This window comes from Sphingomonas sp. ERG5 (assembly GCF_000803065.1).
Classification (GTDB): domain Bacteria; phylum Pseudomonadota; class Alphaproteobacteria; order Sphingomonadales; family Sphingomonadaceae; genus Sphingomonas.
The window spans coordinates 250,568-275,804 of record NZ_JSXI01000063.1; the positions used below are offsets into that span (position 1 = coordinate 250,568).

Annotated in this window: 21 protein-coding genes and 1 pseudogene; 8 read left to right on the forward strand and 14 right to left on the reverse strand. The window is 64.7% G+C overall.

Features of this window, described 5'->3' with window-relative positions:
- Positions 1 to 55 precede the first annotated feature (55 nt).
- Positions 56 to 358 carry an antibiotic biosynthesis monooxygenase gene (locus OO12_RS20915; RefSeq protein WP_034160708.1) on the forward strand — a complete coding sequence of 101 codons (303 nt, stop codon included), beginning with the start codon at positions 56 to 58 and terminating at the stop codon, positions 356 to 358.
- Positions 359 to 484: 126 nt separating this feature from the next.
- Positions 485 to 1,474 (forward strand): hypothetical protein, encoded by a 990-nt coding sequence (locus tag OO12_RS20920; RefSeq protein ID WP_052216123.1) that lies wholly within the window; start codon positions 485 to 487, stop codon positions 1,472 to 1,474.
- A gap of 429 nt (positions 1,475 to 1,903) precedes the next feature.
- On the opposite strand, the gene OO12_RS20925 is transcribed toward OO12_RS20920, so the two are convergent.
- Together OO12_RS20925 and OO12_RS20930 are read right to left on the reverse strand one after the other, a co-directional pair.
- On the reverse strand, positions 1,904 to 2,233 hold the full coding sequence (locus tag OO12_RS20925) for a PqqD family protein (RefSeq protein ID WP_034160634.1): 330 nt from the start codon (positions 2,231 to 2,233) through the stop codon (positions 1,904 to 1,906).
- Between the two features lie 34 nt (positions 2,234 to 2,267).
- A complete protein-coding gene (locus OO12_RS20930) occupies positions 2,268 to 2,987 on the reverse strand; it encodes a TetR/AcrR family transcriptional regulator (protein WP_082006690.1) in 720 nt (239 codons plus the stop codon).
- 65 nt (positions 2,988 to 3,052) lie between these two features.
- Here OO12_RS20930 and OO12_RS20935 point away from each other — a divergent pair, with 65 nt between their 5' ends.
- The 5 genes from OO12_RS20935 (at position 3,053) to OO12_RS28240 (ending at position 9,238) form a co-directional block, all read left to right on the forward strand.
- Positions 3,053 to 4,513: an efflux transporter outer membrane subunit gene (locus OO12_RS20935; RefSeq protein WP_034160635.1), complete on the forward strand. Its 1,461-nt coding sequence runs from the start codon at positions 3,053 to 3,055 to the stop codon at positions 4,511 to 4,513.
- A complete protein-coding gene (locus OO12_RS20940) occupies positions 4,513 to 5,658 on the forward strand; it encodes an HlyD family secretion protein (protein ID WP_034160636.1) in 1,146 nt (381 codons plus the stop codon). The genes OO12_RS20935 and OO12_RS20940 overlap by 1 nt, the downstream gene beginning before the upstream one ends.
- 1 nt (position 5,659) lies before the next feature.
- Positions 5,660 to 7,216 carry a DHA2 family efflux MFS transporter permease subunit gene (locus tag OO12_RS20945; RefSeq protein WP_082006691.1) on the forward strand — a complete coding sequence of 519 codons (1,557 nt, stop codon included), beginning with the start codon at positions 5,660 to 5,662 and terminating at the stop codon, positions 7,214 to 7,216.
- 155 nt (positions 7,217 to 7,371) lie between these two features.
- Positions 7,372 to 8,847 (forward strand): serine hydrolase domain-containing protein, encoded by a 1,476-nt coding sequence (locus OO12_RS20950; protein WP_082006692.1) that lies wholly within the window; start codon positions 7,372 to 7,374, stop codon positions 8,845 to 8,847.
- A gap of 190 nt (positions 8,848 to 9,037) precedes the next feature.
- Positions 9,038 to 9,238: a hypothetical protein gene (locus OO12_RS28240; protein ID WP_152616564.1), complete on the forward strand. Its 201-nt coding sequence runs from the start codon at positions 9,038 to 9,040 to the stop codon at positions 9,236 to 9,238.
- 171 nt (positions 9,239 to 9,409) lie between these two features.
- Here OO12_RS28240 and OO12_RS20955 read toward each other — a convergent pair whose 3' ends face one another.
- The 12 genes from OO12_RS20955 to OO12_RS21005 form a co-directional block, all read right to left on the reverse strand.
- Positions 9,410 to 9,613, reverse strand: coding sequence for a hypothetical protein (locus tag OO12_RS20955; RefSeq protein ID WP_034160638.1), 204 nt, complete (start codon positions 9,611 to 9,613; stop codon positions 9,410 to 9,412).
- 447 nt (positions 9,614 to 10,060) lie between these two features.
- Positions 10,061 to 10,297 (reverse strand): hypothetical protein, encoded by a 237-nt coding sequence (locus OO12_RS20960; RefSeq protein WP_034160639.1) that lies wholly within the window; start codon positions 10,295 to 10,297, stop codon positions 10,061 to 10,063.
- Positions 10,298 to 10,345: 48 nt separating this feature from the next.
- Entirely contained in the window at positions 10,346 to 10,474 is a 129-nt protein-coding gene (locus OO12_RS29325; protein WP_268747932.1) for a hypothetical protein, read from the reverse strand.
- A gap of 42 nt (positions 10,475 to 10,516) precedes the next feature.
- Complete coding sequence (locus OO12_RS20965) at positions 10,517 to 11,809, reverse strand: MFS transporter (RefSeq protein ID WP_034160640.1); 1,293 nt, start codon at positions 11,807 to 11,809, stop codon at positions 10,517 to 10,519.
- Positions 11,809 to 12,660, reverse strand: a complete 852-nt coding sequence (locus tag OO12_RS20970; RefSeq protein ID WP_052216124.1) for a 2-keto-4-pentenoate hydratase — start codon at positions 12,658 to 12,660, stop codon at positions 11,809 to 11,811. The genes OO12_RS20965 and OO12_RS20970 overlap by 1 nt, the downstream gene beginning before the upstream one ends.
- Positions 12,657 to 13,910 carry an alginate lyase family protein gene (locus OO12_RS20975; RefSeq protein WP_052216136.1) on the reverse strand — a complete coding sequence of 418 codons (1,254 nt, stop codon included), beginning with the start codon at positions 13,908 to 13,910 and terminating at the stop codon, positions 12,657 to 12,659. The genes OO12_RS20970 and OO12_RS20975 overlap by 4 nt, the downstream gene beginning before the upstream one ends.
- Complete coding sequence (locus tag OO12_RS20980) at positions 13,907 to 15,019, reverse strand: aldose epimerase family protein (protein ID WP_235364927.1); 1,113 nt, start codon at positions 15,017 to 15,019, stop codon at positions 13,907 to 13,909. Before OO12_RS20980 ends, OO12_RS20975 begins: the two co-directional genes overlap by 4 nt.
- Before the next feature lie 41 nt (positions 15,020 to 15,060).
- Positions 15,061 to 16,236: an alginate lyase family protein gene (locus OO12_RS20985; RefSeq protein WP_034160641.1), complete on the reverse strand. Its 1,176-nt coding sequence runs from the start codon at positions 16,234 to 16,236 to the stop codon at positions 15,061 to 15,063.
- A gap of 86 nt (positions 16,237 to 16,322) precedes the next feature.
- Positions 16,323 to 19,346: a TonB-dependent receptor gene (locus OO12_RS20990; protein WP_034160642.1), complete on the reverse strand. Its 3,024-nt coding sequence runs from the start codon at positions 19,344 to 19,346 to the stop codon at positions 16,323 to 16,325.
- Between the two features lie 95 nt (positions 19,347 to 19,441).
- Complete coding sequence (locus OO12_RS20995) at positions 19,442 to 21,337, reverse strand: hypothetical protein (protein WP_052216126.1); 1,896 nt, start codon at positions 21,335 to 21,337, stop codon at positions 19,442 to 19,444.
- A complete protein-coding gene (locus OO12_RS21000) occupies positions 21,337 to 22,491 on the reverse strand; it encodes a glycoside hydrolase family 88/105 protein (RefSeq protein WP_034160643.1) in 1,155 nt (384 codons plus the stop codon). Before OO12_RS21000 ends, OO12_RS20995 begins: the two co-directional genes overlap by 1 nt.
- Positions 22,482 to 24,959, reverse strand: a complete 2,478-nt coding sequence (locus OO12_RS21005) for a glycoside hydrolase family 3 protein (protein ID WP_034160644.1) — start codon at positions 24,957 to 24,959, stop codon at positions 22,482 to 22,484. The genes OO12_RS21000 and OO12_RS21005 overlap by 10 nt, the downstream gene beginning before the upstream one ends.
- 133 nt (positions 24,960 to 25,092) lie before the next feature.
- Between OO12_RS21005 and OO12_RS27640 the strand changes: the two are divergent.
- Positions 25,093 to 25,237, forward strand: a pseudogene (locus tag OO12_RS27640) (bifunctional D-altronate/D-mannonate dehydratase); the annotation flags it as partial.

Genomic DNA, 25,237 nt, shown 5'->3' on the forward strand with positions numbered 1-25,237 from the left:
TCACAGCCGGCCGATCGCCGGACAAGCAGGCGTCAACCAGCGGAGGGCGTCTGCGATGATTGCGAGAATCTGGAAGGGCGCGGTGCCGACCGCGAAGGCAGCCGATTATCTCAACCTGATGCGTTCGGTCTCACTGCCCGACTATCGCGCGGTCAGGGGCAATGCCGGCGCGTGGTGCCTCCACCGGCAGGAGGGCGAGTTCACCCAAATCACCATGCTTACCTTCTGGACCGACATGGCAGCGATCGCACGCTTTGCCGGGAGCGATCCTGAAGTGGCGAAATATTATCCGTTCGACCCGGATTTCCTGATCGAGATGACGCCGGGCGTCGACCATCATGAAATATTGCAGGCCTGACTCAATGCGCGCGTCGCAAGATGGCACAGGCGCCCGATCACCCTCCTAAAATAATTGTCGCAGCCCGACAATTTTGTGGTTAATGGAGCATCACCGGTTCCACCGGCACCTCTGGGGGGGGATATCATGAATATATTTGGCAAGCGCCTATTGGTCGCCGCGTTCGCGCTATTGGCGAGCTCTTTGATTTACGCCACGCCGGCAGCGGCGCAGGCGACGCGGACCTGGATTTCCGGTGTCGGCGACGACGTCAATCCTTGCAGCCGCACCGCGCCGTGCAAGACCTTTGCCGGCGCGATCTCGAAGACCGCCGCGGGCGGTGAGATCAACTGCCTCGATCCGGGCGGCTTCGGCACGGTCACGATCACCAAGTCGATCTCGATCATCTGCGAGAACAACCCGGAGGGCGGCATTACCGCGTCGGGCGTCAATGGCTTCATCATCAACGGCACCAATGTCAGCGTGGTGATCGCCGGCATCGACCTCGAGGGTCTGGGCAACACCGCGGTCGGTTCGGGCACCAACGGCATCACGTTCCTGAATGGCGCGTCGCTGGTCGTGCGCAACATGAAGATCCGCGCCTTCCGCAACGGTTACGGCATCAATTTCGCGCCCAATTCCAACGCGCAGCTGTTCGTCGAGAACACGATCATCTCGGATAGCGGCAGTGCATCGACGGTCACGACCGGCGGCATCAACGTGGCGCCGGCCACCGGGGTGACGGCCCGGATCGCGATCGTCAATTCGCAGATCGTCAACAATCTCAACGTCGGCCTGCGGATCGATACCACCGGCATCGTCGGGTCGCAGATCGTCGCGTCGATCAATAATACGCAATTGATCAACAACGGAAGCGGCCTGCTGATCAAGACGCCGGCGAGCACCGGCACGGCGGATTTCACGCTGACCGATTCGAACATCACTCAGAACACCGGCTATGGCATGATCATCAACGGCGCAGCCACCACGGCGCGCGTCGGAAACACCACGATCACCAATAACGGCACGGGGATCATGCTGCTCAGTTCGGCAATCGTGAAGAGCTATGGTGACAATCGCCTCGACGGAAACACGACCGCCGACGGAGCCTTCTCCTCGACCCTGCCCAAAAAATAGACCTGCCTCGACAATCGACTGGGCCGCGTATGCACTTTGGGGTGCGTGCGCGGCCCTTGTTGATAAAGGGGCCAACATTGTTCGTTCGCCTCAGGCAGAGATGATACGACGCCCCGGGCGGTGTCGGCCGCTTCGAAAACGACCCGGATCAAGTCGGAGATCATTGCTCAACAGCTACTCCCGGGACGACGGCAACCGGCTCTCCGGACGGTGATGGATTATCCGACCTCAGCTGATCCCGAAAACCGGCATTCTTCCATAACTTCGACAGCATAAGACTCTCGTCCGGCACAAGGCTGGGCCAATCGAAGTCGCTGGCCATAGAGCATCAGCATCCGTCCCGCCGGACCCGCGGCGCGGTGCGGCGGATGAACTCCGGTCGAGCTGTGACGTCGCGGCCGTCGGTCAGGACGACGCCGACGATTCCATTCAAGCGGGCGTGTCGTCCGGTTCAAGCAAGCCGCCGGCCAGAGCCTGGGCGACAAAGGCATTGACGTCGTCCGCCACAGTCGCGCGCGGCGCGGCATGGCGCGCGGCGAGCGTGTCGATGATCGCGCCAACGCTGTCGCCCCGGGCAATGCTGCGCCATATCTCCGACGCGACCGGATTGAGGCCATGGTATTTTTCGTCGCGCAGATCGAACAGCACGAGTTCGCCTTCGACATCCTGCCAGACGATGCGATCGGATGGTGTCGGCGACAAATGGCTTACTCCGTCAGGGGTCGGGAACCCGCCGATATTGCGCAAAGCACGGGCCATGGATAGCCGGATCCGCCCGCGATCACCGAACGATCTATCGCGCTGCGCCCCATGCCCGCATGAAGGTGTCGATCGCCGCCTCGATATCCTGCGCGACGCTGCCCGGATTGCGAAAACCTTCGATCCCCAGCAGCATTTCCTGAAAACACCCCGACTTGCACATCGACGCGAATTGCCGCGCGGCAGTCATCGGGTCACCCGAACGCAACCGGCCATCCGCCATTGCCGTTCCGATATAGGCGGCGAGCCGCGCCCGCCCACGTTGCGGCCCGCGTTCGTAGAACATCGCACCAAGTTCGGGGAAACGCTGTGCTTCGCCCATCACGATACGGTGCAGCGCGACGATCGGCTCGGACAGGATCGTCGCCATCATCGCGGTCGAGAAACGGCGGAGCGTCGGTTCGATCGGTTCGGTGGGGTCGAGATCGATCATCCACACGCTGCTATACTGGTCGACGATATCATCGACCACCGCGGCGAACAGATCCTGCTTGGACGGAAAATAGGACCAGAGCGTGGTTTTCGACCCCCCGACCGCCGAGGCGATCGTCGACATGGCCGTCTGGCCATAGCCCTCGGCGAAAAAGGCGTCGCGCGCCGCATCGACAAAGGCCTGGCGCCGTTGCGCGCGGCCGTCCGGCTGCTTCGCGGCGGTGGCGGGATCGACCACGACAAAGGCCGAACCATGCACATCCTCATCGCTTGACCGCACGAGTTGGCCGCTGGAGGTGTGGGTAATACTATCTGGTATCATTTTGATTGACAGCCGTAACGAACAGGATCAGGGGCGAATGATACCAGATAGTATCAGGCCTGACCATGCGTCGATTCTCCGTTTCCTTTTCGGCGTGCTCCGTCACGCTGGCTGCCGTGCTCCTCGCCGGCTGCGCGACCGTGCCCGACCTCGGCGCGACGCCCGAACCGCGCGCCGCCGCGACGCTCGACTCGACGCAGACGTTGCGCTCCACCACCGCCGGCACGACGCAGGCCTGGCCGGAGGCGGCCTGGTGGACGGCGTTCGGCGATCCCCAGCTCGATGGGTTGATCGACGAAGCGCTGAAATCCTCGCCCGACGTGACGGCGGCGGTGGCGCGGATCAACGCCGCCGATGCGCTGGCGCGGCAGACGGGCGCGGCATTGCTGCCCGGGCTGAGCGTCGACGGCACGGTCGGCGGCAACCAGCAAAGCAAGAATCTCGGCATCCCACCGCAATTCGTGCCCGACGGCATCCAGGATACCGGTCGGTTGACCGCGACCGCGTCGTTCGACCTCGACCTGTGGGGCAAGAACCGCGCCGCGCTGGCCGCCGCGACCTCCGAGGCGAATGCGGCGCGGGTCGATGCCGATCAGGCGCGGCTGATGCTCGCCACCAATGTCGCCGCCGCTTATGCCGAGCTGGCGCAATATCATGCCGAGCGCGATGTCGCGGTCGAGGCCTTGCGCGTGCGCGGTGCGACCGCGACCCTGACCGCGCAGCGCGTGGCGGTCGGCGTCGATGCATTGGGCAGCCAGCGCCAGGCGGATTCGCGCGTGCCGGCGGCGCGCGCCGATATCGCCGCGCTCGACGAAGCGATCGCGCTGACTCGCAACCGGCTGGCCGCCCTGATCGGGGCGGGCCCGGATCGCGGACTGGCCATCGCCCGGCCGACCCTCGCCGCCGGCGCGGTCGGCGTGCCCGACTCCGCCGGGATCGACCTGATCGGACGCCGACCCGATATCGTGGCGGCACGGCTGCGTGCCGAAGCGGCGGCCAAGCGGATCAAGGTCGCAAAGGCCGATTTCTATCCCAATATCAATCTGTCGGCGGTGGTCGGGCTGCAATCGCTCGGGCTCGGGCGGCTGATCGCGGGCAATTCGAGCTATGGCTCGGCCGGGCCGGCGTTCAGTCTGCCGATCTTCGACGGCGGACGCATCCGCGGCCGTTATGTCCAGGCGCGCGCCAATTATGACGTCGCGGTCGCGCAATATGACAGCACGCTGATCGCGGCATTGCACGAAGCGGCCGATGCCGTGGCCAGCCGCAACGCGCTCGACCACAGGTTGTCCGAACAGAAGCAGGCGCTGACCGCCGCCGCCGATGCGAGCCGCATCGCCGCGCTACGCTACAAGGGCGGGCTGTCGACCTTGCTGCCCGTCCTCACCGCTGATGATTTCGAACTCTCCACCCGGCGCGCCGTCGTCGATCTCGAAGCGCGCCGCGTCGCGCTCGATATCGCACTGATCCGCGCGCTCGGCGGGGGCTACAACAAGACACCCGAAATTGCAGGGGGAACGAAGTAATGGCCGACGCAGAAGCGCAGCCGACCGCAACCGAAGTCGAAATCGCGCCGCCGACCGCCGGCAAGCGCCGGAAGTTGCTGACCATCCTCGGCATCGTCGTGGTGGCGATCGCGGTGATCTGGGGCCTGTGGTATTTCCTGACTCAGGCCGGGCGCGTGCACACGGACAACGCCTATGTCGGCGCGGATTCGGCGCAAGTCACTTCGCTCGTCTCGGGCGCGGTGACCGAAGTCCGCGTCGGCGGGACGCAAGCGGTGAAGAAGGGCGACATTCTGGTCGTGATCGACGACGCCGATGCCAGGATCGACGTCGCCACCGCCGAAGCCGCGCTGCGCCAGGCACAGCAGAAATTCGGCCAGTCCTTTGCGCAGGCCGATTCCGCCCGCGCCAAGGTCCAGTCGCGCGCTGCCGAGATCGCCCAGGCGCGCGCGCGGCTGATCGACGCCAATGCGACGCTCGAACGGACCCGGATCGATTTCGGCCGCCGGCAGCAGCTGGTCGGCAGCGGCGCGGCCTCGGCCGAGGAACTGAGTAGCGCCCGCGCCGCCTATGACAGCGCGCGTGCGGCACGCGACCTGGCCAATGCCGGTGTCGCCTCGGCCATCGCCACGCAGAATTCGGCCGGCGGCGACGCAGCGGCGAGCGAAGCGCTGGTGCGCGGCACAACGATCGAAACCAACCCGGATGTGGCGAGCGCGCGGGCGCGGCTCGACAAGGCGCGGCTCGATCTTTCGCGCACCGTGATCCGGGCGCCGGTCGATGGCATCGTCACCAACCGCCAGGTGCAGATCGGCCAGCGCATCGCGGCCGGTGCCCCGATCATGACATTGGTCCCGATCGCCACCGCCTATGTCGACGCCAATTTCAAGGAGAGCCAGCTGCGCCATGTGAAAATCGGCCAGCCGGTCGAAATGACCTCCGACTTTTATGGCGGCAATGTGGTGTATCACGGCACGGTCACCGGCTTCGCCGGCGGCACCGGCGCGGCTTTCTCGCTGATCCCGGCGCAGAACGCGACCGGCAACTGGGTCAAGGTGGTGCAGCGCCTGCCGGTGCGCGTGACGATCGATCCGAAGGACCTCAGCGCGCATCCCTTGCGCGTCGGCCTGACGATGGATGCGGTCATCGACACCCGCGGCAAATAACATGGCCGGCAGTGAGATGACGGGCAGCGAGATGACCGCGGCCGAACCGACGCCACTGGCCGGCGGGAAGCTGTTGCTGGCGGGGATCGCGCTCGCGCTGGCCAATTTCGTCGTCGTGCTCGACGTGACCATCGCCAATGTCTCGGTGCCGCATATCGCCGGCGGGCTGGCGATTTCACCGACGCAAGGGACGTGGGTGATCACGTCCTATTCGGTCGCCGACGCGATCAGCGTACCGCTGACCGGCTGGCTCGCCGCGCGCTTCGGCACGGTGCGCTGGTTCATCATGTCGCTGCTTGGCTTCGGCTTCTTCTCGATGATGTGCGGCCTGTCGGGCAGCCTTGAGATGCTGGTCGTCTTCCGCATCCTGCAAGGGCTGTCGGGCGGCCCGCTGATGCCGCTGTCGCAAAGCCTGTTGCTGCGCGTCTTCCCCAGAAAGATGGCGGGCGCGGCGATGGGGCTGTGGGCGATGACCACGGTCTGCGCCCCCGTCGCGGGGCCGATCCTGGGCGGGCTGATCAGCGACAATTGGTCCTGGCCGTGGATCTTCTTCATCAACCTGCCGGTCGTTGCGCTGTGCATCTTCGTCGTCACCCGCCTGATCACGCCGTTCGAGACCAAAAAGGCCAAGGTCGGCATCGACATCGTCGGGCTGGTCCTGCTGGTGGTGTGGGTCGGCGCGTTCCAGCTGATGCTCGACACCGGGCGCGAACATGACTGGTTCTCCTCGCCCTTCGTCGTCGCGATGGCGATTATCGCCGGGATCGGCTTTCCCGCCTTCGTCATCTGGGAACTGGGCGAAAAGAACCCGATCGTCGACATCAAGGTGTTCCGGCATCGCGGCTTTGCCGTCGGCACGGTCGCGGTGGCGCTGGGCTTCGGCGCGTTCTTCGCCTCGGTCGTGCTGACGCCGTTATGGCTGCAATCGGTGGTCGGTTATACCGCGACCGAGGCCGGCTATGCGACCGCGTTCGTCGGCGTCTTCGCGGTGCTGATGTCGCCGATCGCCGCACGGCTGATCGGCAAGGTCGACCTTCGCATCACTGTCTGTGCGGGGATCACCTGGCTCGCGGTGATGTCGCTGCTGCGCGCCGGGTGGAGCACCGATTCCGATTTCTGGACGCTGTCGATGCCGCAATTGCTGCAGGGGATCGGCATGCCCTTCTTCTTCATCGGCCTGACCGCGCTGGCGCTGTCGGCGGTGAAACCGAGCGAGACGACCTCGGCGGCGGGCATCATGAGCTTCGTGCGCACGCTGTGCGGCGCGGTCGGCACGGCGATGGCCACCACCGCCTGGGACAATGCGTCACGAGTCAGCCGCTCCGACATGGTGCCCTCGCTCAATGGCGTCGGCGAGACCATGGCGACGATGGAGGCACGCGGCCTGACCACCGAGCAGGCGCGCGGCGCGGTCGACCGGCTGGTCGATGCGCAGGCCTCGACGATCGGCGCGACGCATGTCTTCACCCTCGCCTTTGTGATCTTCGTGATCGCCGCAGCGGCTGTGTGGCTCGCGCCCAAGCCCAAGGCCGGCGTCGGAATGGGCGCGGCGCACTAGGTCCCGCAGCCCGCTGTTCCCCGGCGACCAGCCCCCCGCCGGGGAACAGCCCTTTTCATCGCAATGCCCCCCAGCGAACGTCGCGCGATGTCGGGCGGCCAGCTTGCCTATAACGATAAGCTATGGAACCCTGAACGCTTGGTGCTGGATTCGCCATGGCCGTCGCAGGGATGGTGCGTCCCGATCAGGAAATCAGGGGATCTCTCGGCATGGCAGCGCTTGCTTCACAACGCATCACCGGGCGCACCGCGCGGCCCGCACCCTATCGCAGGACTCCAATGGCGCGCTGTGGCTGGTTGTCGCTTGCCGCACTGCTCGCAACCCCGGCCAGTGCCGATCCGGGAGCATCGAGCCGGATCGCGGCGGCGCTTGCCGTCCCCTCCCCAACCGCCGCGCCGGGCTGTGCGGTCGGCATTTTCCGCGCCGGCAAGACGGCGGAGCTGGTCAATGCCGGGGCCGCCGATGTCGCGGCGGGCCGCGCGATCGGTTCGGACACGCAATTCTACGCTGCCTCGGTCTCCAAGCAATTCACCGCGATCGCGCTGATGCAGCTCGTCGTCGCGGGCAAGGTTTCGCTGACCGAAGATATCCGCCGATACATCCCCGAACTGCCCGATTACGGCACCACCGTCACCGTGCAGATGCTGCTCAACATGTCCGGGGGCATCCGCGATTCACTCGCGCTGCTTGCGCTCGAAGGCAATCTCGACATCTCCACACCCCGCCGCGCCGACGCTCTTGCCGGCGTGCTGCGGCAGAAGGACACCAATTTCACGCCCGGCACTCAATATGATTATACCAATGGCGGCTATCTGCTGCTGTCGGAGATCGTCGAGCGCGTCTCGAAGCAATCGTTTGAGCACTATGTCAACACGCAGGTGCTGAAACCGTTGGGCATGACGCGCAGCTTCATGATGCTGGGCAAGCGCACCACCGATGCCGACGCCAGCCGCGGCTATGTCGCCGCCGACGGCAAGATCACGCCGGCCGACGCCTATCCGCTGTTTGGCGGGTCCGGCGGACTCATCACCACGGTGAACGATCTGGCGAAATGGGATCATGACATCGATTCCGGCCACATGGTGTGGACGCCCGAAATCACCCGGCTGATGACCACACCCGGCACATTCACCAATGGTGCGCCGGTGGTGCGATCGGGCCGTGGCATCGCTTATGGCAATGGGCTGATCATTGGGCCGCACTGGTTCCACCACACCGGCGGGGCTGCGGGGTTCAGGACGCTTTATGGCCGCTTGCCGGAAAAGCGCATCGGCATCGCCTTGCTGTGCAACAATGGTGCGATCGACCCGGCGAAACAGGCCGGCGAGGTGATCGCCGCGCTCAATGAGGGGCTGCCGGCCATTGCCGAGCCCTCGACCGACGGCTCGGCGCTGAGTGGCCGCTATCGCAACCCGAATATCGCCGCGACCTATGTCATCGACGTCAGGGGCGACACGATCGATCTGACGGTCGAGACCGCCAAGGGCGGCAAGACCGGGCCGATCGCGCTCAAGCGCAATGACGAAGGCGCCTTCCGCGGCGGCCTGTTCAACATAACGCCGGACGACGACGCGCGCGGCTTCGTGCTGCGCATGTCGCGCATCACGCTCCATTTCGACCGGACGCAATGACGCGCGTCGCGCCGGACCATCGATTCAAACGCACCGCCGTTCATGCCAGCACAGCGCCGCGACAGGTCCCTCCATGGGCCGCCGCCGCTCTTTGACATGACTGGAAATATCACGCGGCTGCCACCTGCCGTTCGAGCGCGGAACAGCGTCCGGTTTCATGCTGTTATGATGCTGTTTCCATGCTGTTTCCATGCTGTTATTCAATAACAGCATTTTGGCCCGCAAGCCGTTGAAAAGCTGCCGGTATTTCGGGCCGAAAATCCAACTTAACAGCATCGGAAAAATTACCGCCGGAAAACAGCATGAAACAGCAAGCGGTGTCGAGCCTGCGGCACGCCTGTTCCGGCATCGACAGGCGCCTATTACCCACCTGTTATTCACCTGTTCCTGACCTGTTATTCGATAACAGGTGAACCAGGACCAAGCCATTGAAGATCAACCGGAAAATCGCCTGAAAAATCCAACGGAACAGGAAGGAAAAAATCTGCGCCGATTATCAGGTCAAAACAGGTCAAATTGTCGATCAGTCTCCAGCAAGGCTCTTTGCCGCCGGGGGCGTGATCTACTTCACCGCGATCGCCTCGCCCGGCCCGGCTGGTTCGTCTGATTTGCCACGCCTGGCGGCGATGCCGACATCGATATTATCCAGTCCCCGCACAAGAATGTAGATCAGGCCAAGCAGGCTGATCAGCCATGGGATGCCACCGGCCTGCGGCGAGGATGGATATCCCGCAATGCCGACAATGGCGACCAGCACCTCGAGCACGCCGTATCCGACCCGCGCATATTTGCGAAACAGGAAGAGCAGCCCCCCGTGGCAACGCCGACAAGGGTAAGGGATATTCGATCTGTCCTGCTCGGTTTCGATATTGCCGCCAGCAGCGCGGCGACGATTTTGTCGGCATAGAAATACAAGAAGAGGCTAAGTGCGGCAACGATCACGAAACCCAGCGCGACAAAGGCGATCAGCCGTGCCAGGCGCTTCGCTTTCGCCGGATCGGGCCTGACGCGATCGCGCAGAAAGGTGATCACCCCGCGCGACGTCGCCTCGGAAAGCCAGGCGGATCCCAGCGCGCTCGCCAGCGCGATGATGAGAATTTCGTCCATGCGTACAGCCCCCTGCCCTTCAGGGGCTCTACCAAGCCATGCTGGTCGTGTCAGGAAAACTATGGGGCCTATATACGTGTATGACCCATCCTGGTGATACAGTCGCTTATCGGCTGTGGCGGTGAGCGATCATCATCAGGGGGATGAAGCCCGTCAGCCAAAATAAGGGAAACGGAATCCAGTCGGCATCATTCAAGCCAAGCGCGTCGAGCACCGCTTTGCCGCCGAACGATCCGGCGAGGATGAAAGTCACGAACCCGAAAAGCACCAGCCAGCCTTTCCAGTGGACGGGAGTGTAGCCCCAGAGGATCCTGTAGAACCAAATTTCGCGCTCGCCCTCCATGCAATGACGCTACCACGAAAAAGTCCGGCCGGTTAGGCCGGGTCCTGCCTAGTTCTTGAAATATTCGCGGACGGAATCGAGCCCTTTGCGGATGATCTTGAAGCCGCCGGGAACGTCCCCATTCATCGGGCGGATCACCGCCATGCGGTGATGGCGGTACGCCCGGGTGATCGGCAACCGGCTTCCCCGGCAGCCGCCGGGGAAGCGCCAGTTCGGTTCCTACATTGCCGCGGTCACGTCGACCGGCTTCATGCGGGGCACCAGGATATGGATCAGTGCCAGCGCGATCAGGTACACGCTGCCGGCGACCGCGAAGATCAGCGTGTAGCTGCCGGTGGTCTGCAGCACATAGCCGACGAACTTCGCCATCATCATGCCGCCGATCGCACCGGCCGTCCCGCCAATGCCGACCACCGACCCCACCGCCGCGCGCGGGAACATGTCCGACGGCAGGGTGTAGAGATTGGCCGACCAGGCCTGATGCGCGGCGGTGGCCAGGCCGATGATCGCGACCGCCGCCCACAGGCTGGCGACATATTGCGCGAAGAAGATCGGCGTCACCAGGATCGCGCAGGCAAGCATGGTCAGCTTGCGCGCGCGATTGGCCGGCAGGCCGCGCTTCATCATCTTCGACGAGGCCCAGCCGCCGGCGACGCTGCCAAAGTCGGAGATCAGGTAGATCACCACCAGCGGCGGACCAAAGGTGAGCAGGTCGAGGCCATAAGCCTTGCCGAGGAAATCGGGGGTCCAGAACAGGAAGAGCCACCAGATCGGATCAGTCATGAACTTGCCCAACGCAAAGGCCCAAGTCTGGCGATAGCGCAGCAGCTTCAGCCAGCCGATCTTCTCGACCGGATCGACCGGATCGCTTTCGATATGGGCCAGTTCGGCGGCGCCGACCTTGGTGCTTTCACGCGGGCGGCGATACAGCGCGATCCACGCGACGAGCCAGATCAGGCTGGCCGCGCCGGTGATGATGAACGCCATGCGCCAGCCATAGGCGATGGTGATGACCGGCACGAGCAAGGGGGTCAGCACGGCGCCGATATTGGCGCCGGCGTTGAACACGCCGGTGGCGAAGGCGCGTTCCTTGGCCGGAAACCATTCCGACACCGCCTTGATGCCTGCCGGGAAATTGCCGGATTCGCCGATCCCCAGCACGAAGCGCGCCATGGAGAATTGCGCCGCGCTCGACACGAAGCCGCACAGCGTATGGCCTGCGGTCCAGATCACGAAGGCGATCGAATAGCCGACCCGCGCACCAAGCCGGTCGATGATCCAGCCGAAACTGAGGTAGCCGATCGCATAGGCCGCCTGGAAATAGAAGATCACGTCGGCAAAGGTCGTTTCGGACCAGCCGAGATCGCCCGAGATGGTCGATTTAAGCACCCCGATCATTTGCCGGTCGACATAATTGATCGCCGTCGCGGCGAACAACAGGCCGCAGATCAGCCAGCGATAGCGGCCGATCCGTTCGGCGGCGTTCTCGACCACTGTATCGCGCGTCGCCATTATCTCTCTCCCGGATGATGCGTGCCGTTCTGTGCGGCGATGGTGCAGCCGACCGACAATCTCGTGCCGAAATGCGCCTCGACCCGGTCACCCGTCGCGACCGGATGGACGCCGGTCACGGCGCCGGTCGAAATCCATTGTCCCGGCTCGAGCGGCAAGCCGCGCCGCGCCGCCAGCGCGGCGATGAAGCGCACCGCGCCCCAGGGCCCGTCGAGCATCGTCGCGGTCGTCGCACAACCGACCTCCACGCCATTGATCGACAGCATGACCGGGATCGCATCGAGATCGGCATCCTGCCAGCCCGGCACTTCGGCGCCGACCAGCAAGCCGTTGTTATTGCCGAAATCCGATACCGTCACCGCCGGCCCCAGGTCGTTGATCGTGGGCAGCGGCGAACTGGCGATTTCGATGCCGATCGCGACACGGTCGACCAATGCGCGTGCTTCGGCGATCGTCCAGTCGGTCCTGGCCGGGTCGGGCCGGGTGCCGATACGCAGGAGGAACTCCGCCTCGGCGGCGGCAAAGCCGCCATCGATCACGGCCATCGTCACCGCATCGTCGTCATGCGTGATGATGCTGTCGGTGAAGATCGGCCCGGCGAGCCGCTCGGCGCCAAGCCGGTCGGATGCCGGCGCGTGAATTCGCCCGACCTTCCACCCGCCGACCGTATCGCCACGCAGATCGATGGCGATGCGCTGGATCTCATAGGCATCCTCGAGCGATTGCGGCTGCACGCCCGGATAATCGGCGAGCGGCCGCGCATCGCGGCGCGCGGCGACGAAACGCGCCGCGGTCGCGTGCGGCCCATCCTGAAACGTTACCGTGCCGCCTGATAAAGTGTCGCGAGTCATGCCGTCCTTCCATGATATATGCTGTCGCCGGACTCGAATTGTCTTCCGGCAAATGTCTCGGTCAGGCCCGTGGCGGGCCACAACAGGGGCTGACGGATCGGGAAATTGCGTACCACTTCCGCCACGGTCGGATCCGCATCAAGCGATTGCCACAAGGTCAGCCAGTCGGCCCGCCCCAGCGCCTCGCCGCCGAACAACAGACTTGGCTGGCGTACCGGCAGGTCGTCGAAATATTCGACATCCTTCGCATAGGGCCAGCGTGCCTTGTCGCGAATGAACGGCGCCATGAAGCCGATCGCCTTGCCGATCCCGCGCCCATCGGCCGTGGCGAAGCGCCACAGGTCATTGTCGCGCGACAACAGGCGGCAGGCACCGGCAAGCACGTCGAGGTTGAACAGCGAATAGCTGTACGGCTTGGTCCGGGCGAGCTCGAGCGGCTGGCTGCCGTCGGGCGCGATCTGGTGCGGGATGATCGTTTCGATCAACCGCTTGCGCACCGCATCGATCACTGGCGTGTCGCCAACCAGCGACGCGAAGGCCGCGGCCTGGAGCAGCCAGCAGGTGCCGTGATTGTTGGTCTGGTCGCGCTCCTCCCGGCCCGCCGGCGAGGTGGTCAGCCAGGCGAGATAGTCGCGGAACCAGCCCTCGACGCCGGCGCGGATCGCCACATACCCCGGCGCCCCGGTGCGACGGAGCAGCTCCGCACCGCGCGCGACCTCGACGATCTGCAGCGTGTCGATGATGCCGATGGCGCGCCCGCTATTGACGCCGATGATCGCCTGGGCATGCGCCAGACTGGGCGCCATGCGCGTCGCCGGATCGACGAACCAGGCCTTGAGATGCGCCACCGCGTGCTGCGCGTAACGCGAATCCTTCGACAACGCCCAGGCGGCAGCCAGCGCGGGCATCTCGACCCCGAAGCGGATCAGCGCATCGCGGTGGCCGTCGAATTTGGTCGGATTGGAGAAGCCGTCACGGCGCACATAGGGCCCCGAGGGATTGGCGGGATCGGGCCACCAATAATCGCCCTCGGAATAATAATCGTGGCGGGTCCCCGGACTGCGCGGCGCGGGAATGGCGGCGATCGTGCGCGGTGCGTGCGCGAGGAATGCCGACCCGGCGCGCATCACGCGCGTCCGCTCGATCGCGGCCAGATCGACCGGCGCGGACGCGGCGCCCGCCCTGCCCGCCGCCGCGTTCGACAAGACCAGGCACGCCGTGCCGATCAGCAGGTCGCGCCGCCCGATCATGCCGCGTTTCCCGCATCGCACGGTGTCGGGCGGCCTGCCGCGAACGCCCATTGCGTGTGCCAGCGCAGCGGATGGCCGGGCGACACGCGCGTGCTGGGGAACGCGGCGATCCAGGGGCTATCGGGGAAATGCTGCGGTTCGAGCGCGATGCCGCCATGGCGCGCCAGCGGCCGGCCCGCGGCATCCCTGTCGGTGCCGTCGAGCGCGTTGGCGGTATAGACCTGCATGCCGGGTTCGGTGGTCGAGACGGTCAGCATGCGACCGGACGTCGCGTCACTCAGCTGCGCCGTGCCGCCGCGATCGAGCACCAGCATATGATCGAGCCCTTCGGCGATCAGCGGCTCGGTGGAGTGCAGCGACGGGCCGAGCGGCCTTGCCTTGACGAAGTCGAGCGGCCCCCTGGCGACCAGTGGCAAAACACCGGTCGGCAAGCGCCGCGTGTCGGTGGCGACCCAGCGCCGCGCATCGACCGCCAGGCTATGACACGCAACGCTGCCGCCACCCGTCAGGTTGAAATAGCTGTGATTGGTCAGGTTCGCGACGGTCGGCCGATCCGCTGTCGCGGAAATGTCGAGGGTCAGGACATTGGCGTCGCGCGCCAGGCTGTAGCGCGCGGTCACATCGAGCGCGCCGGGGAAGCCCTGCTCGCCGGCCTTGCTGTGATGGACCAGTGCGACTCCGACCGCCCGGCGCGTCTCGAAAGCCCGGCCGCGCCACACCGCATGGTCGAAGCCCGGATCGCCGCCATGCAATGTCACGCCCAGGGCATTGGCGGCGAGCGGATAGGTCTTGCCGTCGACCAGCGCCGCGCCGCGCAACCGCCCGGCATAGCGACCGACGATCGCGCCATAACGGCGGCGGCTGGCGACGAATCCCGCCAGATCGCCGGGCGCAAGCACGACATTCTCAGCCTTGCCCGCCCGGTCCGGCACGCTGATCCGCGCGATCGCCGCACCGTAATCGATGATCTCGACCGTCATGCCGCGCGCATTGGTCAGCGTGTGGCGCTGCACCGCGCGGCCATCGGCGAGCGTGCCATACAGCGCGGTCGAGACGGTAGCGCGCGGCGCCGCCGCACCGGTCAGCAGACCGAGCATCGGCACAAGCACCAGCAGCAATCGTTTCCGGGGAGGAAAGCGGCGTTTCGTCATCACCGTGTGTCGGTACGATAGAATAAAGCGAGCGTGCCTTCGCCCGAACGCGGATAGCGCCCCGGCCCCCAGGCCCAGTCGGCACGAGTCAGCAGCGCGTCCAGCTCGCCCGCCGGCCAGCGCATTTCCTTGTAGCGCCAGGCTGCCGGCTGGCCGCGATAGGCACTGAGAAAATCGGTCGCCTTGCGCAGGCCCCGCCCCTTGTCGTCGGCATAGTTCCACAGATCGAGATCGAGACAGGCCGCGATCTCCGCCACGTCATAGGCCGGCTCAAGCGCATAGATCGAATAATGGAAGCTGCGCGTCCGGGTCAGTTCGGCCGGCAGCGAGCCGGAGGGATCGAACTGCACCGCGATGCGGCGCCTGGGGAAGTCCTCCACCGTCTTCCGCGCAATCTCCGGGCGGCGCGCGAACAGCGCATAGTGGGTGAGCTGCGCATCGAACCACATGCCGTGATTGTTCTTCGCCGCCTGCTCCTCACGGCCCGTGGGGCTTTTCAGCATCCAGTCGATATAGCGGCCGAACCACGCCTCCAGCGCCTTGTTCTCCGCGTCGCTCAGCGCGCCCGATGGACCGATCAGTCCGACCGCGTCGATCACTGGCTGAAATGCGCTGGTATCGAGCACGCCTTCGGCCCGGCCATTCTCCCGGCCCGGCACCGCCTGGGCGAATGTCGCATTGGGGTTCATCGCCGTCGCGGGATCGAGGAACCAGGTGCGGATGACCTGCGCGGCCTTGTCGGCATATTTGCGCTCGCCGCTATAATAATAAGCAAGCGACAGCGTCTCGGCATCGCTGCTCATCCGCCCGATCGCGGTGCGGTCGTACGATCTGGTGTCGCGCTTCGGATTCACTTCGCCGTCGCGGCGGATATAGGGGCCGGAGGGATTGGCCGGATCGGGCCACCAATAGGGGGCGATGCTGAGATAATCGTGGCGGTCGCCGGACAGGGGAATGGTGGTCTTGTCCATCACCGATCCGGGCTTGCGCTTCAGTGCGACGTCGGCCCGCTCGATCAGCGCGGCATAGGCTTTCGCCACCACCGGGTCGCTGTCGCGCGCCGCCTTGATCGCGAGCAGCTGGTCGGGCTTGAGATAGAAAGTGCGGCGTCCGCCGAATGCCGCGGCATATCCTTCCTCCGCGCGGCACACCGATGGCTTGGCGGGTGCACGCAAGGAAAAATCCGCCGCTGCCGAAGGAACCCCTCCGACAGCGGCGAAAACGGCAAGAGCGGGGAGAAGACTCGCCCTGCCGACCGGGTTCACATGCGCACCCGGAAACCGAGGAAATATTGCGGCCCGCTGTTGCTGACCTCGGCGATGCTGTCGTACCCGCCCTTGTAGAACACGTCCTTGGTGCCCGTGACGTTGAGCGCCTGCGCTTTCAGCTGGATGTTCCTGGTCAGATTATACTGTGCCGAAAGGTTGATATAATCCGCCCCGCGCACCTCGCGATTGGTGCCGCCATTGGGTTTGAAATAGGATGAGCGGTAGCGATAGGACGCGCGCAGCGACGCACCCCATTTCTCGAAATAGACCGAGCCGCTGGCGGTGAATTTCGACAGCCCGATCAGGTTCGACGGATCGAGTTCGTTCGCCAGCGTCGAGGTGTCGGGGAATTCGAAATCGGCAAAGGCGCGGTTCGCCGACGCGGTGACGCCGAACCCGTCGAGCGGCGACGGTAGCCAGGTGAAAGCGTGGTTCGCCGTCACTTCGACGCCATAGAGATGGCGTGTATTGAGGTCGTTGGCAGGGGCGACGGGGTTGATGATCAGGTTCCGTGTCTCGCGCGGACCGGGAGGGCTGCCCGGTATCTGCGTTTGCGTCGTCACCGTGATCGGCGTCGGGATCGGCGTCGATGCGCCGATGACAGCGCCGGTCACCCATTTGTAATAGCCGGCAACCGCCAGCAGCGTGTCCTTCGACGCATAGAGTTCGATCGAGGCGTCCGCATTCCACGCGCGCAACGGTTTCAGGTTCGGATTGCCCGTGGTGGCGTTGAGGACGATGTTGTCGGCGCCGGGAACGGAGCTCGTTTGCGGCGTGATCGTGATCCCCGCACCGAAGCTCTCGATTCCCGAACGCGCAATCGCGCGATAGCCGGCAAGACGCAGCTTCACCTTGTCGGTCAGATCAAAGGCGATGTTCGCGCTGGGCAGCAGATATTGGTAGCGCCCCTTTGCGGTGTTCGATGACACGGTGCCGAGCGAATCCGTCGCCACGACGTAATTGTCGGCATTGGGATCGATGGTGATCAGATATGGCTGACGATAGCCGATCGAGGTAATGTCGGTGCGGACATACCGCAGACCGATATTGCCGCTAAAGGGTATGCTGCCGGCATTCGAGCGGAAGTTCGCCATTGCGTATGCGGCGTAGATCCGCTCCCGCACATTGATGTCGCTCGGGTCGCGGCCATCGGCGGGATAGGCCAGCGCATCGTCGCTGCCGGCAAAGGCCCGGAACAGGCAATCATTATCGAACGTCGCCCAATTGGTCAGGTTGGTGCCCTGTCCGGACATGTAGGACGTGGTGGTGAAGGGTGCGCGGCAATTCTGATTGGCCGCGGTGATGCGTGCCGCGACATCGGGGGCGAGGCCGGGAATGACGTTGAGATCGGAGTTGCGGGCATTGTCGTTGGTGCGATCATGGTTGGACACCCGCGCACCGACTTTGACGGAGGTCAGAAAGCCGTCGAGTTCGCGCGCCGCGTCGAACCGGCCGGCCCAGATCTCGTCCTTGCGATCGGTGACGAAGCGGTTGCGCGCATATACCGAACTATTGCCGACCGAGAGGAAATTGGCCGGGTTGGTCACGTCGAAATTCTCGAACGTGACGTTCGGCACGACATTGTCGCCGACATAGGTCAGCGTATAGCCGACGCGACCGGTCGAGCGCATGCGCGTCGCCTTTTGCGTCTCGGTGCGACGCGAGCGCGAATAGGAACCATCGGCGCTGATCGTCCAGCGATCGGGCGTCCAGGTGAAGCTCAGTCCACCACCGAGATACTCCTCGTTGCGCTGGCGCTTCTCGAGCTGGTTCTCGATATTCGAATTGCCGCGATAACTGATCAGCGCGCCTTTCGAATAGCCGTTGCTGCCAGTGCCGATGATCAGCGGCTGGACGCCGCGCAGCCCTTCGGCGATCGACAGGACGTTGCGGTCCTCCAGGCTGTCGCGCTTGGAATATTGCCCGTCGAAGGAGATTTCGAGATCAGGCGACGGACGCCATTGCAACGCGCCGATGATCGCATCACGCACCTCGGCGGTCTTCTGGGTGCGGAAACTGCGCGAGGAATTGGCGTAATAGTTCTGCCCGCGCGTTTCGCCAACGGTCGTGCCGGAAACGACACGCGGGCCGGTCCCGCTCGCGCAATTCTGATTCGACCCGGCCGCTGTCTGGTTACCCGACAAAACGAACGGGTTGTTGGCTGAGGTATTGCACAGCTGGAAGCTCGAATTGGCGTTGTAATAATCCTCCGGCGCGCTGGTGTCCTGGCGCTGATAACCGATGCTGATGCCGATATCGCCGATGCCGGTCTTGAACACGTCATTGTAGGAGATGTTCGCGCGGTAACCGATGCCGCTATGCTGATAGACGTCATTGTCCTTGGGCTGATAATCGGCACGGAACTCGGCCTGGATACGGCGCTTGCCATAGTCGAGCGGCTTCAGGCTGCGCAGCTCGATCACGCCGCCGACGCCGCCTTCCAGGAAGTCGGCCTGCTGCGTCTTGTAGACCAGCACGCCATTGACCAGTTCGGAGGGGAATTGCTGAAACGCGACCGAGCGGTCGGGGCCGGCGGTAGACACTTCGCGCCCATTGAAGGTCGAGAAGCTGAGCGTCGGCCCAAGCCCCCGCACCGACAGTTCATTGGCATTGCCCTTGAAGCGATCGGCCGTCACTCCGGTGATACGCTCGAGCGTATCGCCAACCGAATTGTCCGGGGTCGCGCCGATCTCGTCACTGACCAGGCCATCGACGATTACTGAGGAATCGCGCTTCAGACTGATCGACGAACGCTGCGTGGCGCGGGCGCCCGTGACGATGATGTCGTCATTGGTCCCTTCCTCCGCAGCGATGTCGGCGGTGTCGGCCGGCGGAATGGGTTGGTCCTGAATTGGATCGGGGACCGGATCAGTCGCTGCGCCCGCGAGCAGTACTTCAGTGCCAAGCGTCGACCCCAGGTCGGCAGCCGATGCGGTGAGTGGCGACACGCCGATTCCGGCGACCGAGGCCAGCAGGATCGCGCGTATCATATGACGGCGCCTCGTCGTGTCGGTCATGTAATCCTCCCCATTTCGTCAGCGCCCCGGTGCGCCTACGACCCGATTGTCACCGGTGTCATTGATGGGTGAAACTAGTCGCGTCATGAGCAGTGTCAATCCCGATTTCGAGAGTTGTATGACAATGTCCAGCTTGACGTGAGAGTTTTGGGAGATGATCCGCTCGCGGAATCCACGGTTTTCCCGCACCGGACGAGCGTGTTGAACGGGCCTGTCGGGGCGCGATAAGGCTCGGCATCGATCGGCGTCACGGCACAGTCGCCCAGCCCTTGCGTCGCGAATCCCGACACCTCGCCCGAGCCGAATCGAATCCAGGTCCCGTGCTGCGTCGCCCCGCGCGAGAAGCTGGCGAATTCCAGATCGATCCGCGCGATCCCGACCAAGGGTTTGGCGGTGATCGTGTCGCTGCGCGTGATCTCGCCCGGCGCCAGCACATAGCGCGTCACGATCGTCACGCGCGGGTCGGCCTTGGCGTTGGGTGCGCCCATCAGGTCGAGCGCGTCCTGACGCCAGCTCACCTCGGTCACTGCACCGCGACGCTTGACCGTTACGCCCTTGAAGTAAGCAAGCGGCATCAGCACGCTGCCGTCGCTGAGCGTGATGCGCGGCACGAGATGGGGATAAGCCGCGTCGGCCGATCCCTGCAGCATGCCCGGCGAGAAGGGCACCGGAAAATAGGGGTTGTGCATATGCTGCCCCTCGGCGCCATTGATGATCGGCAAGCCGATGACCTGCCCGCCGTCGCGCACCGTGACCAGCGCACGGTCATGATCGCCACGCGCGAACCAGGTGGTGGTGATGCGCGGCAGCGCCTTCAGCCAACGGGCATAATCGGCACTTGCCGGTGCCTTGCCGCGATAGCCAAGGCTGTTCCAGATCGCGTCGGTGTAGAGATACTGGCGCGCGAGGCTGAGATTCTCGCCGAAGATGCGATGCTTGCCGCGATAGGCGTCAGTGCGCCGGCCTTGCCCCCACATATCGACCGATCCACTGGCCGGATCGACCCAGAAATCCATATAGCGCGCGGCAATCCGGCTGGAGAAAGCATAGGCCATACGCTCCTCCTGCGGCCTCAGCACTTTCAGCCGTGCGGCGGCGGTCAGCACTTCGAGGAACGCGGTTTCGCCATAGGGGCCAATGCTGCGGCCATATTCGAACCCTTCGCCCTCCAGATTGAAACGCGGCAGCATCAGGTCGATCGAACGCCGTAGCCAGCCTTTGACCTCAGCCGTCGGGGTCATGCCGGTTTCGACCAGCCGCTGGGCGATCTCGCCGATCAGCAGCACGCTGTAACGGTCGAAGCGGCCTTCACCCTCGGTCTCGTCGGCAAAGCCATATTTGCCCGAATAACGACGATAATGATCGAGCGTCTTGGCCAGTAGCGCATCGCTGCCGCTGGCATCTTCCCAGCCAAGCAGGAAGCGCAGCCGCGCGACGCTGAACGCGACGCCGAAATAATTGTTGGGCAGGTCGATCAGCGTCAAATTGGGCCGCACGAAGCGATGCCAGTCGAGCTTCACACGCAATTTGGCGAGTGTCGCGGGCCGCACCGCGCGGTCGAGCAACCCGGCTTCCTTCAGCTGGTGCAGCGCCGACATGTAATAATACATGCCCCAGGTGTCGTTGGTATCGTCGACCGTCAGATCGGCGATGTCGGCAAAATCGGCGAGACGCTGCGCGAGGCGCGGATCGTCCTTGGGCAATTCGAGCAGCCGGTAGGACATGGCGATGGCGATCTTGCCGGGCAGGAACTTGTCGCCACTTTCGAAGACCTTGACCCCGCCCAGGGTCATGGCGCGCTTCTCCTTCAGCAGCTGCGCGAGCAGTTCTTCAAGCTGCGGCATCAGGCGCCTATCGACCGTGTCGTGCATTGGCGGCGCGGTGAGATAGGTCGGGCCATGCGGCTGATCCGCCCAGCGATCCGGACTGGGTGCTGGAGCCGCCGCGACCAACATCGGCAAGGCGAGCGCCATCAAAAATGCCTGGCGCATCACCGTTTCCCCTCACGCCGCGCGAGATCGGCCATCGCGCTGCCCGCGAGCAGGAAAGCGCCGACACCATAATATTGCGTATCGTCCTTCGCGACCTTGTCGGGCCGGTCGCTGACCTGCTGCACCCAGCCGAGCTTGCCGTCGGGTTGCACCGCGCGCTGCAGCGCCGCCCACCCCTTGATCGCCGCAGGGCGATAGATTTTGCGGTCGAGCACGCCGCTATCGACGCCCCACGCAAAGGCATAAGTGAAGAAGCCGGTGCCGCTCGATTCGGGCGGTGTATCGGCGCCATTGTCGAGCAGCGAGGGCGCCCAATAGCCATCGGCCTTTTGCAGCGTGACGAGCCGCGCCGCCATGTCGCGGAACAGGTCGATATAATAGGCACGCCTGGGATCATTCGTATCGAGCACCTGGATGATGCGCACCAGGCCGGCCATCACCCAGCCATTGCCACGGCTCCAGAACAGCTTGCGCCCGGCCGGGTCGCGCCGGTCGAAGAAGCGGCTGTCGCGGAAGAACAGGTGCTCGCCCTTGTCGAAGAGATAATCGGTGGTGGCGCGGAACTCCTCATGCGCGAAGCTGGCGTAGCGCTGGTCGCCGGTCGCGCGCGCCATGCGCAACAGGGTAGGCGGCGCCATGAACAGCGCATCGCACCAGCACCAGCGCTGCGTGCACGGCGGATCACCACTGCCCGGCGGACCCAGGACAAAAGCCAGATCGCCAGTCGGACGATTGGCGAAGACCTTTTCGAAATAGGCCTGGGCCGGCGCGATCGCCGCTGCCCCCGCGCCATGTTTCGCATCCCATAACCAGGCTTGGGCGATCAGTTGGTCATCGGCATGGAAGGGCTTGTCGCCCAGCCGCCATTGCTCCTTCCGGCCAAGATCGAGCAGCGCCTTGGCATAGACCGGCTTGGGACTACGGTCGGCAAGTTCGGTCAGCGCGGCCCAGAAGGTCGCCTGCTGCCAGTCGCGCGGGTCGCGCACGCTCTTCGCTGCGGCCGGCATGTGATCGAAGGTGTCGAGATGCGCGAGTTGCCAGTCGGCGACACGCTGGGTGGCGGCAAGGATCGCCGCGCGTTGCGGCATGGCGGGTTCGGCCGGAGTCGCGGCCGCTGCAACAAGGGCAATCGGCGCGAGAGCGATCATGGACATACGGCTTTTCCCTTTATCTCGACGATCGCGACCGACGACAAAGTCAGCCGCATCGTGTTGGCGGTGGTGAGCACGAACGGCGCGCTCACCTTGGACAGATCGGCGCCGACCAGGCAGCCAAACGGTATCGTCAGGGTCTGCCATCCGCGCCCGGCAAGCGCGGCGAGCGATCTGGTCGCATCGAGCTTACCGGTGCAGCCCGCGCCGCAGTGCAATTCGAGCGCCACCGAGCCGGCAGGCGCAGTACCGACCCGTAGCGCAATCGCCAGCGCGAGCGGACCGGTACGGGCCAGATCGACAGGGCGCGGATTGGCGATCAGCACAGCGCCGCGCCCATGACCGCTCCAGCTGACCTCGCGCGCATCCTCCTGCCGGTCGCGGTCGACCGGGCGGATGGCGATCGAGCCATTGTCGGCGGTACCGGTGACAAGCTGCGGGCTGTCGTTCGCCCCATCGATCTGCAGCGCGCGCGGCATGGTCGCACGACCGGCATCGAACAATGGGCCGGTCGGCCTGGCAAGCGCGGACAGGTCGATGCCGGAATCCTCCGACAGCGGCGCGGCCGGGCGGCGATCGGCGAGTGTCAGGCCATAACCATAGGGGTAAAGCGGCGCATAGGTCGCATCGCCGACATTGAGCGGCGACTGCGTCGCTTTCGCCGGCCAGGAGAAGGACAGCTTGCCGCGAAACTCCTGCTTGCCGAACAGCATGTCGGCGACACCACCGCCCTCCGATCCCGGCAGCCATGCCGCGACGAACGCGTCGGCGACATTGATATGGCGATTGACCCAAAGCGGACGCCCGGAAAGGAACACCGCAACCACCGGCACGCCTTGCGCTTTTAACCGCCTCATCACGCCAAGCGCGTCGCGATTGTCGTCGAACAGCAAGTCGGCGCGGTCACCCTGGAATTCGGCATAAGGGTCTTCGCCGAACACCATGATCGCGACATCGGGCTTCACCTTATACTGCCCGTCGATCGCCAGCTCGGCGGTCCCGCCGCCGCCCGCAACGGCGTCGCGCACCCCGGCCCAGATTGATTGCGCGCCGGGGAAATATTCGGGTTTGGTGCCGGTACCCTGCCAGGTCAGCGTCCAGCCGCCCGATTGCTTGGCGACATCATTCGCGCCATCCCCCGCCACGAGGATGCGTGCCGACGCCTTGAGCGGCAGCACGCCCTGATTCTTGAGCAGCACCAGCGATTCTCGCACCGCCTGGCGCGCGATGGCGCGATGTTCGGGCGATCCGAGCAGATCATATTTTCCCGCCAGCTGCCGGGTCGATGGCGGCCCGGCCTCGAACAATCCGGCACGCAGCTTGACGCGCAGGATGCGCCGCACGGCATCGTCGAGCCGCGCCATCGGCAAGGCGCCCGAACGCGCCGCGGCAAGCGTGCTGGCGTAGAGCGCGCGCCAGCTATTCGGCGCCATGAACATGTCGAGCCCCGCCTTCATCGAAGCGGGACAATCAGTCGCGGTGCAGCCGGTCACCTTGGCATGGCCGTCCCAGTCACCGACCACCAGCCCGTCGAAACCCCAGCGGCGCTTGAGCACACCGGTCAGCAGATCGGAATTGCCGTGCATCTTGGCGCCGTTCCAGCTGGAGAAGGACGCCATGACCGATTGCACCCCGGCATTGAGCGCGGCGATATAACCGGGGGCATGAAGACGAATCAGATCGGCTTCGGAAATCTGCGCATCGCCGCGGTCGCGGCCATTCAGCGTGCCGCCATCGGCAAGGAAATGCTTGGCAGTGGCGATGACATGCGCGCCCTTGAGCCAGTCGGCGCTTCCGCGCTTGCCTTGCAAGCCTTCGACATAAGTGGTGGCATAGTCGGCGACGATCGCAGGGTCCTCGGAGAAGCTCTCATAAGTCCGGCCCCAACGATCGTCGCGCGCCACCGCGATCGTCGGGGCGAAAGTCCAGTCGAGCCCGGTCACGCGCAGCTCGGCGGCGGTCGCCGCACCGATTCGCCCGATCAGCGCAGAATCCCGCGCGGCGCCCAGGCCGATATTATGCGGGAACAGCGTCGCGCCGACGATGTTGTTATGGCCATGCACGGCGTCGCTGCCCCACATCACCGGAATGCGCGGCAAATCGCCCTGCGGGCGCATCGATGCGGCATAATAGGCATCGGCGGCGGCAACCCAGGCCGAGGCGGGGCCGAATTCGTCGCCACCGGGCGAGGAACTGCCGCCATTGAGCACCGAGCCGAGATGATAGGTCGCGACATCCTCCGACGTGACGCTGCCGATATCGCCCTGAATCGTCTGGCCGACTTTCTGGTCGAGCGACATGCGCGCGAGAATCGACTCGATGCGTTTTTCGATCGCTGGATCCACGGGCGGCGGCGTCACGACCGCCGGCCACTGATTCGGGTGCACGATCGCCGCATCTTGCGCGGCGCTGACCACTGGCACGACGAGCGCAAGCGCCGCTGCACAGCCGGCCACGGACTTCCAGACCATCCTACATCCTCCCACCGGCGAGCAATTTTATGACACCGGTAACAAAACACTTTTCCTTTTTCGCTGGCTCTGTCAATAAAGTTGTACGACAACTATCGCAACAGCTCGAAAAAACGAGATGGAAGGGAGGCCGATGCCGAAGATCAGGAATGCCCGGGTCATCGTCACATGCCCCGGCCGCAATTTCGTCACCCTGAAGATCGAGACGGATCAGGGCGTTTACGGCATTGGCGATGCGACGCTCAACGGCCGCGAACTTTCGGTGGCGAGCTATCTCA

Bases quoted from the DNA above. Each gene is read 5' to 3' on its own strand.
- OO12_RS20940 (WP_034160636.1), top strand. From the start codon at position 4,513: ATGGCCGACGCAGAAGCGCAGCCGACCGCAACCGAAGTCGAAATCGCG.
- OO12_RS20930 (WP_082006690.1), bottom strand. From the start codon at position 2,987: ATGATACCAGATAGTATTACCCACACCTCCAGCGGCCAACTCGTGCGG.
- OO12_RS20950 (WP_082006692.1), top strand. From the start codon at position 7,372: ATGGCCGTCGCAGGGATGGTGCGTCCCGATCAGGAAATCAGGGGATCT.
- OO12_RS20935 (WP_034160635.1), top strand. From the start codon at position 3,053: ATGCGTCGATTCTCCGTTTCCTTTTCGGCGTGCTCCGTCACGCTGGCT.
- OO12_RS20915 (WP_034160708.1), top strand. From the start codon at position 56: ATGATTGCGAGAATCTGGAAGGGCGCGGTGCCGACCGCGAAGGCAGCC.
- OO12_RS20965 (WP_034160640.1), bottom strand. From the start codon at position 11,809: ATGGCGACGCGCGATACAGTGGTCGAGAACGCCGCCGAACGGATCGGC.
- OO12_RS20960 (WP_034160639.1), bottom strand. From the start codon at position 10,297: ATGGAGGGCGAGCGCGAAATTTGGTTCTACAGGATCCTCTGGGGCTAC.
- OO12_RS20990 (WP_034160642.1), bottom strand. From the start codon at position 19,346: ATGACCGACACGACGAGGCGCCGTCATATGATACGCGCGATCCTGCTG.
- OO12_RS28240 (WP_152616564.1), top strand. From the start codon at position 9,038: ATGCTGTTATTCAATAACAGCATTTTGGCCCGCAAGCCGTTGAAAAGC.
- OO12_RS20975 (WP_052216136.1), bottom strand. From the start codon at position 13,910: ATGATCGGGCGGCGCGACCTGCTGATCGGCACGGCGTGCCTGGTCTTG.
- OO12_RS20945 (WP_082006691.1), top strand. From the start codon at position 5,660: ATGGCCGGCAGTGAGATGACGGGCAGCGAGATGACCGCGGCCGAACCG.
- OO12_RS20970 (WP_052216124.1), bottom strand. From the start codon at position 12,660: ATGACTCGCGACACTTTATCAGGCGGCACGGTAACGTTTCAGGATGGG.
- OO12_RS20925 (WP_034160634.1), bottom strand. From the start codon at position 2,233: ATGGCCCGTGCTTTGCGCAATATCGGCGGGTTCCCGACCCCTGACGGA.
- OO12_RS20920 (WP_052216123.1), top strand. From the start codon at position 485: ATGAATATATTTGGCAAGCGCCTATTGGTCGCCGCGTTCGCGCTATTG.
- OO12_RS21000 (WP_034160643.1), bottom strand. From the start codon at position 22,491: ATGTCCATGATCGCTCTCGCGCCGATTGCCCTTGTTGCAGCGGCCGCG.
- OO12_RS20995 (WP_052216126.1), bottom strand. From the start codon at position 21,337: ATGCGCCAGGCATTTTTGATGGCGCTCGCCTTGCCGATGTTGGTCGCG.
- OO12_RS21005 (WP_034160644.1), bottom strand. From the start codon at position 24,959: ATGGTCTGGAAGTCCGTGGCCGGCTGTGCAGCGGCGCTTGCGCTCGTC.